13 protein-coding genes are annotated in these 15,866 nt (G+C 52.4%); 7 read left to right on the top strand and 6 right to left on the bottom strand.

Features of this window, described 5'->3' with window-relative positions:
• From YA0848_RS10625 to YA0848_RS10610, 4 genes are all read left to right on the top strand, one after another.
• The coding region (locus YA0848_RS10625; RefSeq protein ID WP_332874075.1) for a saccharopine dehydrogenase NADP-binding domain-containing protein at positions 1 to 1,457 on the top strand (1,457 nt) is incomplete at its 5' end.
• Between the two features lie 15 nt (positions 1,458 to 1,472).
• Positions 1,473 to 2,201 (top strand): hypothetical protein, encoded by a 729-nt coding sequence (locus YA0848_RS10620; protein ID WP_003111046.1) that lies wholly within the window; start codon positions 1,473 to 1,475, stop codon positions 2,199 to 2,201.
• Complete coding sequence (locus YA0848_RS10615) at positions 2,198 to 3,103, top strand: EamA family transporter (protein WP_003120172.1); 906 nt, start codon at positions 2,198 to 2,200, stop codon at positions 3,101 to 3,103. Before YA0848_RS10620 ends, YA0848_RS10615 begins: the two co-directional genes overlap by 4 nt.
• A 7-nt stretch (positions 3,104 to 3,110) precedes the next feature.
• Entirely contained in the window at positions 3,111 to 3,575 is a 465-nt protein-coding gene (locus YA0848_RS10610; protein WP_003120171.1) for a GNAT family N-acetyltransferase, read from the top strand.
• A gap of 179 nt (positions 3,576 to 3,754) precedes the next feature.
• Here YA0848_RS10610 and tnpC read toward each other — a convergent pair whose 3' ends face one another.
• From tnpC to YA0848_RS36650, 5 genes are all read right to left on the bottom strand, one after another.
• The gene (tnpC, locus tag YA0848_RS10605; RefSeq protein WP_003111043.1) at positions 3,755 to 4,117 is read right to left on the bottom strand and encodes a Tn3 family transposase post-transcriptional regulator TnpC; all 363 of its coding nucleotides are present in this window, start codon (positions 4,115 to 4,117) and stop codon (positions 3,755 to 3,757) included.
• The gene (locus YA0848_RS10600; RefSeq protein WP_003111042.1) at positions 4,114 to 7,128 is read right to left on the bottom strand and encodes a Tn3 family transposase; all 3,015 of its coding nucleotides are present in this window, start codon (positions 7,126 to 7,128) and stop codon (positions 4,114 to 4,116) included. Before YA0848_RS10600 ends, tnpC begins: the two co-directional genes overlap by 4 nt.
• 533 nt (positions 7,129 to 7,661) lie before the next feature.
• Positions 7,662 to 10,211 carry an autotransporter family protein gene (locus tag YA0848_RS10595; protein ID WP_065085834.1) on the bottom strand — a complete coding sequence of 850 codons (2,550 nt, stop codon included), beginning with the start codon at positions 10,209 to 10,211 and terminating at the stop codon, positions 7,662 to 7,664.
• A 527-nt stretch (positions 10,212 to 10,738) separates the two neighbouring features.
• Positions 10,739 to 11,122, bottom strand: coding sequence for a hypothetical protein (locus tag YA0848_RS10590; protein ID WP_065085833.1), 384 nt, complete (start codon positions 11,120 to 11,122; stop codon positions 10,739 to 10,741).
• 57 nt (positions 11,123 to 11,179) lie between these two features.
• Complete coding sequence (locus YA0848_RS36650; protein WP_065327856.1) at positions 11,180 to 11,836, bottom strand: 3'-5' exonuclease; 657 nt, start codon at positions 11,834 to 11,836, stop codon at positions 11,180 to 11,182.
• Positions 11,837 to 12,030: 194 nt separating this feature from the next.
• On the opposite strand from YA0848_RS36650, the gene sppA reads away from it, so the two are divergent.
• From sppA to YA0848_RS10570, 3 genes are all read left to right on the top strand, one after another.
• A complete protein-coding gene (gene sppA / locus YA0848_RS10580) occupies positions 12,031 to 12,966 on the top strand; it encodes a signal peptide peptidase SppA (RefSeq protein ID WP_065085832.1) in 936 nt (311 codons plus the stop codon).
• 63 nt (positions 12,967 to 13,029) lie between these two features.
• Positions 13,030 to 13,488: a hypothetical protein gene (locus YA0848_RS10575; RefSeq protein ID WP_065085831.1), complete on the top strand. Its 459-nt coding sequence runs from the start codon at positions 13,030 to 13,032 to the stop codon at positions 13,486 to 13,488.
• Positions 13,489 to 13,616: 128 nt separating this feature from the next.
• A complete protein-coding gene (locus tag YA0848_RS10570) occupies positions 13,617 to 15,134 on the top strand; it encodes a helicase HerA-like domain-containing protein (protein WP_198731295.1) in 1,518 nt (505 codons plus the stop codon).
• Here YA0848_RS10570 and YA0848_RS10565 read toward each other — a convergent pair.
• Complete coding sequence (locus tag YA0848_RS10565; protein WP_198731294.1) at positions 15,091 to 15,825, bottom strand: hypothetical protein; 735 nt, start codon at positions 15,823 to 15,825, stop codon at positions 15,091 to 15,093. The two genes, YA0848_RS10570 and YA0848_RS10565, sit on opposite strands and share 44 nt — an antisense overlap.
• Positions 15,826 to 15,866: the final 41 nt, after the last annotated feature.

The raw sequence follows: 15,866 nt of genomic DNA, 5'->3' as shown, positions 1-15,866 counted from the left end.
CCTGCATATGTAAAAATTATTTCATAAATCTCCTTTACGTTTCTTTTATGGGTTTTTCAATTAATCCCCCCCAGCGAATTGTCTTTGTGGGACTAGGAACGATTGCCCAGTCCTTCCTTCCTCTCCTTTCTAAGGTTCACGACTTATCTACTTTAGAAATCTACGCGATCGATCCAAAAACACCACCGCTTATTGAGTACTTTGCTAACAGTTTTGGCTTAAAATTTATCAACTCTGCAATTGATCAAATCAACTATCGCGACATTCTTGTGCCGATTCTTGGTGAAGGGACGGTTCTAATAAATCTATCAACCGATGTCTCAAGTCTTGCCCTGATAGAATTATGCCGCTCCGCAGGGGCTCTTTATTTAGACACATGCATTGAGCCGTGGAAGGGCGGATATGATGACCCAACCATACCACTGCATAAGCGAACTAACTATCACTTAAGAGAACAAATGCTGTCTCTGAAAAAGAGGCTAGGCTCAGGGGTGACGGCTCTCGTGGCGCATGGCGCGAATCCTGGGTTGGTATCCCACTTCGTTAAACGTGCTCTTTTAGATTTAGCGGAAGAGATATTGGGTGATTGTAAAAAGCCCTCTAATAAAGAGCAGTGGGCTATCCTAAGCCAAAGATTGGGTGTCAAAGTAATCCATGTCGCAGAGTACGACTCGCAAATTTCTCAGAAATCTAGGGAGAGGGGTGAGTTCGTAAATACTTGGTCAGTGCATGGGTTCATAAGTGAGTCGCAACAACCGGCAGAGTTGGGCTGGGGAAGTCACGAGCGAAGTCTACCCACGGATGCGTCAATGCATACAGATGGATGCGGAGCAGCAATCTATATTGAGAAGCCAGGGGCCTCTGTTAGAGTTAAGACATGGACGCCATTCAACGGCCCTAGCTTAGGTTATTTGGTAACTCATCACGAGGCAATTTCAATTGCTGACTTTTTGACGCTCAGAACTGCCGATGAGACATATAGACCAACTGTCCATTATGCCTATCGCCCAAGCGATGAAGCAATTCTCTCTGTACATGAATGGTTCGGCAATGATTGCATGACTCCAGAAAAGACAAAAGTACTTCGTCCTGGTGATATCTTGTCGGGTTCTGATTACCTCGGTGTTCTTCTTATGGGGCACGAAAAATCTAGTTATTGGTATGGATCTATCTTAAGCATCGAAAAGGCCAAGGAACTTGCCACTCTCAACACTGCAACAACGTTACAGGTAGCAGCCGGAGTTCTTTCCGGTTACTTATGGATCCTGAGCCATCCGTCGGCAGGAATAATTGAAGCCGAAGACATGGATCATGAAGTGGCACTATCTTATATTTCACAGTATCTAGGCGAACTAAAAGGGGTTTATTCGGACTGGAATCCTACCAAAAACAACCCAGGCACCTTTTCGGCCATAGATAGCGACTCTCCCTGGCTGTTCTCAAATTTTGTCCTCTGAACAAGGAGCGTTCAAGTGTCAAATGTTAAGTCGGGTATTGGTCTTAAAAGCTACGAATGGTCATCCCTGGAGTTGCTGAAGGGTTTGTCAATTGAACAGATAAAGTCGAATCCCTCAAAGCTCGAGGAGCGTCGGCCTTTCTTTTGGCATGACATGAGCTCTGAATTTGATTCAATAAACTTCTTGCGCTACTTGTTTGGCCGTCGCGACATTCAATTTAGCAATGAATTTATCGAGTTCGTATGCCTGTGGCATCTCGATGAGCAAAATCATTATCGCGGACTGAGAAAGATTAATAGCGTACTTTACTCCATGCCGGAAGACATGATTGATCGCGAGATTAGATCGAACTCTCCGGACTTTTCTCATATCGAAGACTTCATGAAGGATGAATTCACAATTCTTCTCTCTATCGCATTTGATGAAGTGACCAGCACAAGAGCCTACAAGCAAGATGTAAGCTTCTTTGACTCGTTTGAAAACGAGTCTCTTTCAACCTGGATTAGATATGCTGCCCGTGATGAGGCAGCCCATTACGGTAATGCAATGAAAATTCTTCGCCTTAATCACTCTCATCGCTTTGATGAGGTTGAGGCGATTCTAGACAAGATCGTGGAATTCGAAACTTCAGAGAGCTTCGACTATCAGCGAACCTTTATATTTGACCATGACACCGACGACTTTTCTCATGTTTTATTGAAGGATAGTCGCGATACCATATTAGAGGTACTTCGAGGAAAATGACCTGGTTAGTTATGGCACTTATGGCTCCACTGCTGTGGAGCCTTTCAAATATCCTGGACAAGCTGGCAGTGATCCATCATGCGAATCACTGGACTACATTTATATTTCTCCTGAGCATTGGAAATCTTCTTTATTCTGCGCTGATTTTTCTTCTCTTTACACCATCTGACTTTGACACAACCTCAGCGCTTCTGAACCTGCTGTCAGGATTATGCATTTTTGGAATGTATTTCCTATACGCAATGCCGCTGAAGTCGGTCGATATCTCTACTGCGATTGCGCTTCATCAGTTAACTCCTTTGCTGGTGCTTGTCGTATCGATCCTCTTGCTTGGCTATTCGCCAACAGGGATTGAGCTGCTCGGCATTGCCTTGGTTTTTGTCGGGGTTTACTTTGCTGTGGCAATCGGCAAAGGGAGACCAGGCTCGATAAGTTTATCAGCAGTATTGCTTCTAATAGGTTCAGCAGTTTTTGGGGCGGTGGCTACGCTACTATACGATCACCTGCTCCTGAGTCACAGCCTGCCCTCGGTTCTTATGTTTAACTATGCAGGCTACGGTCTTGGCGGGACTCTGATGCTGCTGGTTCCGAAATGGCGCCATTCCATCGCAAAGGATGTCTCCGAAATGCCACCAAAGGGCTGGGCGGTGTATGCGCTGAGCAATCTCTTCGACGCCGGTGGATACGCGCTTTTTATTGGCGCATTATCTGCTGGTGGAAACGTTGCGGTGGTCTCGGTTTTGGTCAGTCTTCACCCGGTATATGTGCTAGCCTTAAGTCATTGGCTAGCAATAGTTGACCCAAAGATACTCAGCGAAAACTTTAGCTCGTCGGACGCATATAAGCGCATGAGCGCCATAGTCGTAATCGTTGCCGGCGTAATAATGATGACCAAGATCTGAAGATGCCATGAGCAAAAATTCAAATATCAAGTTGATCTCAGCCTCAATAGATGATGAGCTCTTACTCGTGGAGCTAATGAAAAAATACCACCTATACGATGGTATTGAGATGACTGACGAAGACAGGCTGGCTGCACTTCGCCCTCTCTTGTCATCTTCAGAAAAGGGCAACGTTTGGATTATTTGTCTTGGCAGCAAGCAGATTGGATATATTGCTACTTGCAATTGTTACAGTATCGAGTTCAGGGGGATTGAGGTCTGGATTGATGAATTTTATATCGATGAACAGTGCCGAGGACAGGGATTTGGCAGTGAGATTCTAGAAAAGGTCAAGTCCTTCTTGAAGTCTCAAGGTGCCGCAATAGTTCATCTAGAAGTGGACGAAAATAATCCTAAAGCAGTAAGCCTTTATAAGAAGTCAGGTTTCGAATTTCGCGAGCGATTCGTTATGATGAGTCATAGTCTCAAGTAAAGATATACATTTTGAGTGGTGCCTATGATTACGCAGCCCCTTGTCAAATTGGCTGCTGAACTGGTCGACGTTCGGGCAATGCCGGCGTTTCTTTGTCGTGATCGCTCAGCGGCTACCGAATCGCTAGGTCACTGATCAAGCCGGGCTGATTCCGGCTCGGCTTGATACGGTTTAACGAGCTACTGCTGATGCTCAGGCTCAAGACTGGTCAAGGGAGTTAGGAAGCCCTGAGCGGAGCGAATCCACGTCGCCAGCGCTTCTAGGCCCAACTGCACAGATTCTGCTTCAGCCCAGATACACGCGTTCTCGGTGGGCGCAGCCGGGGCAGTCCCCTCGACGATAGTCAGTGCCATTGCGTGCAATTTCAGCAGTTCGTCACGCAAGGCGGTGATACCACCCATTTCCGAGAGGCATGCATCCAGACCTTCAACTAGCCGTAGAAGTTGGGATGTATCGAATCCGGCTCGCATTCTGTCCAGTGCTGCGATGTCCACCTCACCGTAGGGTGTGACTCGAAAAGACGCTGACGCAATCTCGATCATATTGCCTCCTCGGCCGCGGCCTTACTGGTCGAGTTGACTCGCAACGAGCCGGCAGCCTGTTGGAATACCGAATCCTTGATCCAGGGCTCCGGCGGTCGGTTGAGCTTAAGGTTGAACTCGCCGAAACGCTTGACGTTACTGGTCAGGTAGGGGCTAAGAAAGGACACGTCCTCATCGGTAAACTGCCACCCTTCGCGGGCTAGTTTTTGCAAGATGCGCATCATGTCCACGGTGTTCTGCAGAATCACCGACGAAGCCACCATGTCGTTGTAACGCAGACGTTTCTGCTGCTCGTCCGGATCGTTTTCGGCAATTACATCGCCGCCAAAAGAGAGCCACTTGGAGAAGCCGTTGTAGGACTCGATCTTGTTGGTGTTCGCAGTGACTTCCTGGCGCAGCTCTCGGCTGCCAATCCAATTGAGCAGGAAAATCGTGCGGATAACACTGCCCAGCGTCTGTGCTGCGAGGTAGAGCTTGTTGCGCCGGCTGTAAGAGCCAAGTTTACGTAGCAGCATGGGCGAGGAAATCTTGCCGGCCTGGATCGACAGCGCAATCTGCATCAGATCCTGCCAGTGAGTTTCGATCAGGTGCCAGTCGGCAGTGTCGGTGAACAGTCGGTTTATGTGCTTGTACGATACGCCTCGATCCGGTCGGCACATCACTAGGTCGCGCCAGTTGCGGATACGCGGCATCAGATTGATACCCAGGAGATGAGTGAAGGCGAATACTGTGGCCGACTGGCCCTGGGTGTCGGAGTAGACCGTATCGGGCTCGACGCTAAGGCTGACTTTGAGCAGTCCCTCTATCACATAGATCGCCTCCCAGATGCCTGGCGGGATGAAGTGCTGGAACACTGCAATGTAGTTGTTGGCCACGTGTCGGTACGCCACGGCCCCCATCTTGCGATAGCGGAAGTGGTAGCCGGCCAGTAGGTTGTCGTCATAGAAGTCGAACTGGGTACCGTCTGCGGCCACTGCTTTGCCATCGCCCCAAAGCTTGGGCAGGTCAAGTTGCAGATAGAGCTCCACCAACTCGCGATTAGCCTTGTCCAGTTTCTCCAGCGAGAGGTGGCGGCGATTGGTATAGGACAGCATATGCGGTGTGACATTACCGGCCAGATGCCGCGCGGCCTGGCTGGGACCGAGATTGCAGCCCATGGCGAAGATCGTCATCAGGTAGCGCTCGGCCGGCTCTTTGAGCTTTGGCTCGTTGCCGGACATCGGTCCGAAATGCCGCGTGAACTGAATCCAGTGCTCAATGTTGGCCATAATGTCCAGCACGTGCCTGGCTGGCATACGCTGCATAAGCGCCGTCTGTAGCGAGATGGCTGAAGGCGGGATGTCCCGTGCCATCACCCGCCGCAGTACCGGCTCGCCTGCATCGTTGATCGACACATCCCCTCGACAGGAAGGGAACTTGTCATCTAACTGTTGCGCGGTTTCCTCCAACTGGCTCTTGAGCGAGGCGACAAACTCCTTCGCTGTGGTAGGAAGGCCCACCTTCTCGCAGTATGCCGGTAGCCGCTGGAGACACTCTTCCCAAGGCAGCAACTGTTTACGGTAGTCGGCGAAGGATTCCGATCCCTGCACGCACAGATCACCCGAGCGCAGTTCACTGGCCAGGTAGGAGAACACGCAGACCTCCAGATAACGTCGGTTGGTAGGCGGCCCTTCACTGGTAGGGCGACGCACGATCTTCACCCAGCGATCTGATGCAAACGACAAGTCGACATGCTCATCGATCCATTCACGGTGCAGATTCTCACTGTCCTGAATGAGCTGAAGCGCCTGGATAAGTGAGCGATCCTGGGTGGTGGGCTCCAACTGGAGAAGGTGGCTGAGGCGAAACAGCAGTGAACGATGGGACTTGAAGTGCCTCCAGATCAGCGGCAAGTAGTTATTACCTCCTGTGGCCTGAACTTCAGCACAAACCTCTCGCAACCGATCCATGTTGCCATCGGGGGAGAGGTATTCTCGAATCAGGCTACCAGCCTCCTGGTCATCCGGCTCTTGAACCAGAATCTGCACCACGCCGTCCAAGGTGGCCGCCAGTTGTTCCAACTTCTGACGTTGACGTGCCTGGATTTGCTCCAGCTCCTCCTTGGCGCGTTTGTGGATCGTGGAGATTCTTCGGATGAACATCTCGGCCAGGTGATCTCGGGTTCGCACCCGCATACGGTAGATCAAAGCAAGCATCAGCGTGTAACGCTTCGGCAGCGAGCAGTCCTTCAGTTCAGATACATCCGACGCCGCAGCTTGGGCAGCAAAGTGGCGAATTTTCGTATCGACGATCCCATCAAAAATGGCATCCAGTTTCCCGAAACTCTCTAGCCAGGCTAGGTGGTCGATCAGTACCTCCAGATGCTTGCGCGAGGGTTTCTTGGGTGCCTGTTTGAGTGTGTTGAAGTCACTCTGCCGACGCCCGAAGTCCGTGTCGAGAAGATCCCTTAGCTTATAGATCACCTTGATTGGAGCTCTGGCTACCACAAGGTTGAAGATTTTCTCTTGTGCTTCTGCACGAGCGGCTTCTGCTAGGTCATTCAAGGTCGAATAGGCGGGCAGCTCGTAGTTTTGGCGCAGCAACTCGTCAATGATCGCATTAATAATGTCAGCGCGCTGTTCGAGGAGGGGAGCCATCAACTGTGCATGCGTGGATGCTATGTCTTGACCATCCGAGCCGTAGAACGGTCGAACCCCAAGTTTTTCCCGAACGGCACTCATATGGCGGTAAAGCTGCATCCACTTGTAGGGTGATAGCGCAACCTTGCTGCGTAGACCTATTTGTGTGCGGATGAAATCGACAACTGGCTCCGGCACTTCAGCGATTTCTGGAAAGTATCGGAGTACCTGAAAAGTCTTGAACAGAACAGCGAGATTCAGTCGGAATGCTGCATTAGAGCGACTTTTGACCCACGTGACTTCTTCCTCGGAGAAGCTGAATTCACGCTGAAGCTCGGCCCTCGAATAGGAGCGCGACAAAACAGGGTAGGCGGTACGTTCGAGGGATGCCATGTGTCACTCCTTTCCTTGAACCAGACGGAAAAGATAGACCATGAGGTGCAAGCCAGCGCTTGCCGGATAGAAAGCCTTTCAGAGCAATGGCTTACATTCCAAATGAATGAATTTTCCCCTTATCTCGGCATGACCCCGAAACTAGTGGAACCGTCGGTGTAGGGTCGGTGCTTGGCTGTGTTCTAGTTGCCCAAGCTTTGCCGTCCCCCTCGAGGTACACGCGGAGACTGTCTGAGTCCGTGTTACCTGGGATCACTGTCTGTATGAGAAATCTCCCTGTGTCGATGACTAAAGGCAGGCGCCCTTGCTGAGCTGCGTCTGAGTAGAGAAGCTGGGTATGGTTTGTGCAGCCAGTGACACCCACGAGTGGGAAAAAGAGCCAGAGAATTGCGTTTTTGATCATGTGTCTTGTCGCCCGGCAGGATCCGTATTCTTAGTAGAAGCATCGCTCATCTCGTAATTATGCAAGTCTTCTTCAATCGTAAATTCAGGCAAAAAAAACCCGGCCGAAGCCGGGTTAAAGGTTTGGTTGGTCAGAAGTCGTAGCGAACTTTGCCGATGAAAGTGTCGGAGTCGAACCCGGACTTGGTCAGACGCTCATAGCTTGCACCGACAGTGACGGCGCCCAGTTTGTAGTCAGCCCCCAGACCCAGCTCGTAGCTGTCACGAACCGGGTTGGCGCCAGAGACTACGAAGGGCAGGCCGCCCTGTACGAATGCGCTGGTGCTTTGAGAGCGGTCAGCAGCAAAGTCGTGGTATGCCATTGCCTTCAGCTCAGGTGTCAGTGTGCCGTTGCCCAGTTGCAGATCGCTGGCGATACGGAAGCCAGCGCCTACTTCGGCGACTTCGTAGCGCTGATCCTGGATGGTGAGGGCCGCCGAAGATCCTTTTTCGGAGTAAGAGTCGATCGAGATATTGCTGTAGCGGGCTGCTACGCGCGGTTCGACAAGCAGATTGCGATCGACCTGGATTCCGTAGCCGGCGAGAAGGTTCACACCCAGCATATCGCTGTCATAGCTGCCTTTGGCGGTGGTGCCAACAATGTTGCGCTTGGAGTCGTTGTCGTTGATCGAGTAGGTGAGGCTGCCGTCGACGAAGAAGCGACCTTGTTCCCAGCTGCCGTACAGGGTCAACGCATTACCATCCACATCCACCTTGTTACCGCTGTCCGACTTCACGTTAGTAGTCAGGTAGCTGTAGGCGAGGCCTACGGTGGTTGCATCGTTTACCTTGCCGTCAACACCGATAGCGATACCGTTGGTGTCTGCATCGAAACCTTCGACTCCACCGCGCTCGTTCTGATCAGAGTTGTTGTTCAGGATCTGAACCCAGGCGCCGGTCTCTGCGAAAGCTTCACCGGAGGACATGCCGCTGCGCAGGGAGCTGGTGCGATTACCGATCGCACTGGCCACTACGTTTTGGCCGGAGAGTGCAGCTTGGGTGCTACCGCCATTGATCTCAGGAAGCAGTTGTTTGGCAAGTGCAGCACGCTCTTCTGGGCTGGCATATACGAAGGCCTGGTACACGGGGTCGTTTACATCCATTTTCGACAGGATGCTGACCAGCGACAGGAAGGACGCTTGGCTGTTCGCATCGGCACCACTTTGCTCGATGATTTCCTCGATCTGCTCTTGCTCGAGCATGCCCAGGACCGCAACCAGTTGGTTCCCCTCTTGCTGGAAGCCTTTGACCTCGAGCAGGTACGAAAGCGAGTTCACCCGCACGCCTTCGTCTTCCAGGCTACCGGCATCTACCAGTACATAGCGCTGACCTTCTGCACCAGGCGCGAAGTCAATAGGGCGTGCCGCCAGGTTGATGTTGGAGCCTTCGCCAAAACGAGCTGTTTTACTTACGGTCAGAACACCTTGATCCGGATTGGTGGTCGGCGTGATGTAGAACTGGAGGGAGCCGCCGGCGGCCACATCGATATTGCCGTCGATGTTCACGTGCTCTTTGTCGAAAGCCAGGTAGGACTGGGAGCCGACGTTAACAGTACCGCCTACAGACGGGGTGGCGCTCACCGCACGAATGCTGTTTCCGCGGAAGCCGGCATAGCCGAGTACGTTCACCGTCCCGACATCCAGGATGTCCCCATCGATGTCTCCGCCACGCCAATCCAGCGTGATGTTCTCGCCGGAGCCTTTGATTGCAGCTTCGCCGCCGCGAATGACGCCACCGTTTTGGTTGATCACCAGAGAGCTGGCTTGTTGCGCGTCAGTGATTTTGATGCCGTACTTGGCGCCGTCGATGGTTCCGGAGTTAACCACGCCATTTTGCTGCGATGGCAGTTGAAGCTCGGTCAGCTGGGTCCGGCCGTCGATGTCGACTGCAATAGAGGCATCCCCGGTGGCCTGAATGGTGCCGCTGTTGATCAGTGTGTTGATCAGGGAGTCGGTTACACGGACGCCGCGGGAAGACTCGCCATTGGCTTGAATGGTGCCATGGTTCACGATCGAAGAAACTTCCGACTCTTCAACGTAGATGCCCATAGCGCCGGCGCCGGTTGCCGCGATGGTGCCGGAGTTGATTACGTACCCACCAAGCTGGCTATCGTCCACATTGATGCCGCGACCTTCCGCACCTTGAACTTGGATGGTGCCGTCGTTTCGTACGTCGCCCAGGACGGCGCTGGTGTCGATGAGATAGCCGATTGGTCCCTTTTGGTCCAGTTCGTCGAAAGCACCGCTGACGTTGATTGTGCCGCGGTTGTTGAGGCCGCCATTGATGGTAGAGCCATCAATCTCGTAAGCGATAGAGCGCTTGCCGCTGATATCCAGGGTGCCCAGGTTGGTGAGGTTGCCGAAGAGCACAGTCTCACTGTTGAGATCAAACCCGGTGCTGTAGTCGCTGACGCTTACGAGGTTGGCGGCGTTGACGACGTCGCCCCAGATCTCCGAGCCACTGAACTCAGCGATGTCGCTGTCCAGAGTGCTGGTGCCGGTCAGGGTGAAGCCGTCGACTTGTTCTTGCCCGTACTCCAGAGCCTGAGTCTGGCCGGTCATGTCGATGTCGGCGGCCTGCGCGCTGATAGCTGCCGCCGAGATGGCCAGCGCGAGCAAGGATTTCTGGACTGTCTTCTGCATGTACGTTCCCTTTCTACTTTTGGATGTGGGCTCAATAAGTGTTGGAGCCGCCTCGTTTGAGGTGAGTCCATCGTATGAGGGTTTCCAAAAGTGCAAGGGGGGTGTCCGATCCAGAATTGGGATCATGGAGTCGGCTTTTTAAGAGAGGGCTTCGATAGGCGCCACCGCAATGCTACGATCTATGCTCAATTCCTCTTCGGAGGCAGGTCAGCTTGACCTGGGCTTGTCCGATTAAAGCAACCTAAACCCACAGGGGCTCCTAACCCCTATGGGGCATGGAGTCCTCCAATCGCTAAGGAGTCTCCATGTTTCTATACTTCGTTGCCATGTACATGAATTCTTTAAGGTACGAGCCGGTGTTCACCACTTGCGTCGTGGTTGGAATTGTCGTCAGCGCATGTACTCTGACCTATCTGATCGATCGCCTGGTTTACCGGAAATGAAAAAAGCCCGCGGCTCTTGAGCACGCGGGCTTTTTTTTATTTCGAGTGAGGCGGGACGGGCTGCTGGAAGAAAGCTGGCAAACCCTACTCCCGGAGGTGCCCTTGGTAGAAAGAGCTGCTCAGCGAAAGCGCCTGGTCAAGGACGTCATCCAGTGAATCACCCAGCCCATGCCTCGGGTGCCCCACAAATAGCCCGAGGTACGTCTCCTGCAGCTGGAAGGGTAAAGCAACTGCATCTGCAAGAAGCTCACAGACTCTATTGAAGTTCTCGCTCAGAAGGCTCGTAGCTTCACCCAGTATGAGGTCGGCTTTCTGGCCAGAGATTGCCAGTGCATGCTTAAAGTCACCTTTCGCCCATGCCGCTACGCCGAGAGTGATGCGCTCCCCTGAGCAAGGGATCAGCTCCGCATAGATCGGAACCCATGTCGCTTCAACTGGTGGGAAGGGAGGAATTTCGAGATTGTTCATCGCGGAGACCTTGTTGATTTCATAGGTATGGAGTTGCGCGCATATGAGAAAATACTTTCAGCTAGTCGTTAAAATGCAAGTCTCCTCTGGCTCAGTTCTGGTCAGATATTGCCGCGCGAATTCGGGCCCCATCCTCGTGAGAATGGCGTCGAGCAATCGGGCAGTCGTGAGCACGTCGCCATGTGCTCGATGAGCTGGTCCTGACTGTACCTGGTACTTGTCCGCCGCTTGCCCAAGGGTTCCCTTTTTGCCGTGAAGCCCTACCCAAATGTCCCTTACGTCAAGCTGGTTCACAGCTATCAGCGGATCCAAGCCATATCGCTCGGCATTTCCCTGTATCACCTTCAGATCATAAGGTCGCGAGTTAAATCCGCAGACGAGAGTGGTGCTAAGCCCCTTTCGCAGTCCGTTAGCGATCCCAAGAAAGGTTGGGGCGCCCTTCACGGCCGGTTCGTCAATTCCATGCACTTTTGTCGCTGCCCAGTGAATAGGAACCTCTGGGTTTACAAGCGTGCTAAAGGCAGTTGATTGGCCGTCGGGTGGAATCTGGATGCTGGCGAACTCTACGATTCCCAAGGACCTATGAGCACCAAATCCTGTCGATTCAAGGTCGATAACCCAAACAGGAAGGTTGATGAGTGCAGCCAATTCCGCAATCGCTGGAAAGCACTCAGCAACCTTGGTTGGGGTGGGTAGCCTAGAGGGACCGTTCATTGGGTTCATTCCGGATGCACGAAGTACCTTCGTGGTGGTTTTTGCAGAATCGTACAAAGTGACCGTCGCGAATTACGGGGAATCCGCTACCTCCTGGGGGAGCGGTTCCCACTCTTTGGGTCTGATTGGCTGCCTGGAAATTTCTGTTAGCCAGAAAATCGGGTTCATCACAGACACCCAGAGAAGAGGTAGTAATGAGTCGGGCTGAAGAAACTCTTGAGCACCTGGTGCGAGATCTCATCCGAGAGCGGAGAGCGTCGCGACGAAACAAGATGCTGATGTGGGGTGGGGCCTTCTTGCTGTTTGCGGCTGCCCTGGTAGCAGAACGTTTCGCAGCAGGCGACTTGGATAGTGCTACAGAGTTCACTGCCAGGGTCGACATCAACGGGCCGATTGCCGATGGTGAGTCCGCCAGCGCCGAAAGCATCAAGAAGAGCCTGGCAAAGGCTTTCGATGACAAGCGTACCAAAGCTGTTGTACTGAAGATCAACAGCCCAGGCGGCAGCCCGGTCCAGGCCGGCTACGTGTACGACGAGTTGAAGCGGCAGCGGGCCCTGCATTCAGAGGTAAAGGTCTACGCCGTGATTACGGATTTGGGTGCTTCAGGTGCCTACTACATTGCAAGTGCGGCCGACGAGATCGTTGCTGACAAAGCGAGCCTTGTAGGATCTATCGGCGTCACTGCCGCGTCCTTTGGCTATGTGGACCTGATGAACAAGTTGGGCGTGGAGCGACGGTCTTATGTTTCGGGTGAGCACAAGGCCTTCCTGGATCCGTTTCAGCCGCAAAGCGATGAAGAAACGCAATTTTGGGGCAGCGTTCTGCAGACAACCCACAAGCAATTCATCAACGCGGTCAAGGCTGGCCGAGGTGAGCGTTTGAAGGCTCAGGATCACCCTGAACTTTTTTCTGGTCTCATTTGGTCAGGTGAGCAAGCGCTGGAATTGGGCCTGATCGACCGACTTGGTGATGTCGATTACGTGGCGCGTGAAATTGTGGGCGTCAGCAAGCTGGTTGACTTCACCGCCAAGGACAGCCCATTTGACCGCTTCGCTAAGCGGATGGGGGCTTCGGCAGCAAAAGAGCTTTCGATGAGTCTCGGCCTGGATGGGCTCAAAGTAGAGCTGTGACCAGCAGCTTGCTCTTTCGGGAAATGCAGTACCTTGGAGTGACTAAAGTTTAGGACGCCCCTTATGCTGAAAACCACATCCGATCTCTCCCTCCTGTTCCATGTGCTCCGTGCAGCTATTTCCCATGAAATGCCGGCTCTCAATCCAGCCGAAGTATCTGCCGTAGTCGAAAGGTGGGAGAGGCCGGATGGGGTCGTGAGTGCGGAGCGGATCTGCACTGCGATTCTGCTTGCCGCCGAGAGTTTCCTTGATTCCATTGGGGAGCTAGTCGGCGCTGACAAGGCAGGCGCGGACTCCTGGCTAAACAGCTGCTCCCCGCTGATCTGTGGTGCGCTGCACGACATATTTGAGCATTGCCTGGCGCAGAGATCCCGAGATCAGAGGGTCCTGACGTTCGATTTTCTTGCTGGGATGTCAACCTTTAGCAAGGTTCTGCAGCATGTCGCAGAAACAGGTGAAGATATCGGTCAGGCCCGTGTAAGAACGGCTCGAATGACCCATGGGCTACGGCGGGTAGCTTAGATCGATCCTAGTTAGGACCGGCTTAGGGAGCGGATAGCCCCCAGACCACTCCGGCCGACAGTTACCTTAAAGGCATTAGGTGAAGCACATTGCGCTTCCTTCTGTCTTCAGGGTACTGACGGTTAGGCATGAAAATTCATTTTGGCTTTAATGCCGCGGATTGGAAGCAAAGGAAAGAAAAGGTCCCAGTGATCTGGGATTCTGACGCCCTGGTAAATGGCCATACCTTGTTGGTAGGTATGAGCGGGGCTGGCAAGACAACCCAACTTCGTAAAGCAATCAGCCACATGCTCCAAACGGCTGACTGTGTCCCTCGCGTCCATGTGTTCGATGTGCATGGCGATATCGAAATTCCAGGCTCAAGCTCTGTTCGGTTCTCTGAACAAACGAATTTCGGATTTAATCCTTTGCGAGTCAACCCTGACCGTGACTTTGGCGGGGTCCGCAAACGCATCCAGTCTTTCATGAGCACCATGAACAAGGTCATGAGGCAAATGGGCCCAAAACAAGAGGCCTGTTTGAGGAACCTCCTGTTGGATGTTTATGAACAGTTTGGTTTTAGTTTAAAAGACCCAACCACTTGGGTGGTAGAAGAGGAGACCGCTGTTCTCCTCACAGATGGTTCTGACAGGCTGTATATCGATGTGCCACGTGGGGAAAAAGATGAGGCGAAAACCCTTGGCGCAAAGTGGAGCGGGGCTCCGTTGTACTGTTGGTACATAGCGCCTGACGATTATGTTGGAGCGATTACCCGGTGGCCGCCGAAGCTCATTGCGCGCACCCATCCAACTATTCAAGATGTGCTTCGCTTCGCCAAGAATGTTCTACAGATGAGCTTTCTTGGGACCGGGGCCGAGGCAGTAACCAACTTGGAGATTGCGTGTAAAGCAGCGGCCTCCTACAGAAAGAAAGTAATTACCGAACTCCGAAAGGGAAATACAACGTTTGAGGATGCTTCCGCAAAGGCAGATCTTGATAAGGCAAAGCGTAAGGCAATCGATACCTTTACGACCTATGCAGATTCAATTACGACAGGTAAAGAAATTGCCAGCTTGATGAAGTACGACTCTACGGATGTTTTAAAGTCTGTAGTGGATAGACTTCAGAACCTTGATGCCATCGGGATATTTAAACCGAACACACCTCCGTTTGATCCTGGCGCCGCTGTATGGAGGTACGACATTAACGCGCTCAGCATGGAGGAGAGAAAGCTTTTTGTTCTATTCAAGCTAGAAGAACTTTTCCAAGCGGCCGTTGAGCGAGGCGTGCAGGAAAACATAGTCGACGTAATTGTCCTCGACGAGGCACACATCTATTCCGATGACGACCCAGACTCGATCATCAATACAATCGCGAAGGAGGCTCGAAAGTTCGGAGTTGCATTATTCTGTGCGTCGCAATCGCCAACTCACTTTACTAGTGATTTCATCGCTTCAGTGGGGACTAAGATCGTGCTGGGGATTGATGAGGGTTTCTGGAAACAGTCGGCAACCAAAATGCGCCTCGCAGAGGAGGCGCTAGCGTGGGTGCGGGCCACACAGACAATGCTCGTGCAACTTAAGACCAAAGGAGAGACTAAAAATGACTGGTATTGGACAATTATTAGTTCTTCTCAGGGCTCGGTAGATCAGGAACGAGTGACTTAAAGTGTGAGTACTCTTCGAGGGTGGGTTTGTAAGGATTAGGCATTAAAGGGTCAAGATCCGGAAACTCTTCTCTTGCCTTGGCTAATGCTGCACGAAATGCGTCCTCAAAGCCCATCTCCAAAATTGAGAATTGCTTCGTAGTTGGTCTGTCGGAGTCGCCTTGGTACCTGACCAGGAAGATCAGCTTGTTGGTGGCTATGTCCGAGATGAGGCTTATCCGCTTAACCCGGCCCCTTCTGATCGTAGGGGCTTTGCGAATCTTTGCACTGCCCTTTATCTCAAAGAGATAGTTGTCACGTATCCAGCGTGCCCTCTTCTTCGCTCTCTCTAGCCCCATGCGCTTTATGCTTACTCTTGCAACATGCTGCCTGGATACAACCACGCGTATTGAAGTGGTTCCAATCATCTCTAGGCAAGCGTCGCTTTGGTCGCCTGAGCTTTCAATTTCGAGCGCCACCTGACTAAGCCCATCCTGGGATATCCCGCCCTCGCGTAGCGCACGAAGAAGCCCTAGCGCGATGTTGAAGCTAGGGTCCGTCATTTCACTGAAGCGTTGGATGGCGAAGTCGTAAACCTCTGGATTTGAAATGTTGAGAATAAAGTCTCTCAGAGCACGCGAATCCTGGGTGTTTGCCAGCCTGAGCTCTTGAAGGACGCTTACTGTTATGCCGGTGATGTGATGAGCATCCATCCCTTCGGTACCTCACAGTTTGCCCCTCTCGTAGGGGCGAA

The organism is Pseudomonas sp. S4_EA_1b, assembly GCF_016307435.1.
Lineage (GTDB): Bacteria > Pseudomonadota > Gammaproteobacteria > Pseudomonadales > Pseudomonadaceae > Aquipseudomonas > Aquipseudomonas rhodesiae.
Note: the sequence above shows the minus strand (reverse complement) of the source record. Positions and strands in the feature narration are given on the sequence as shown.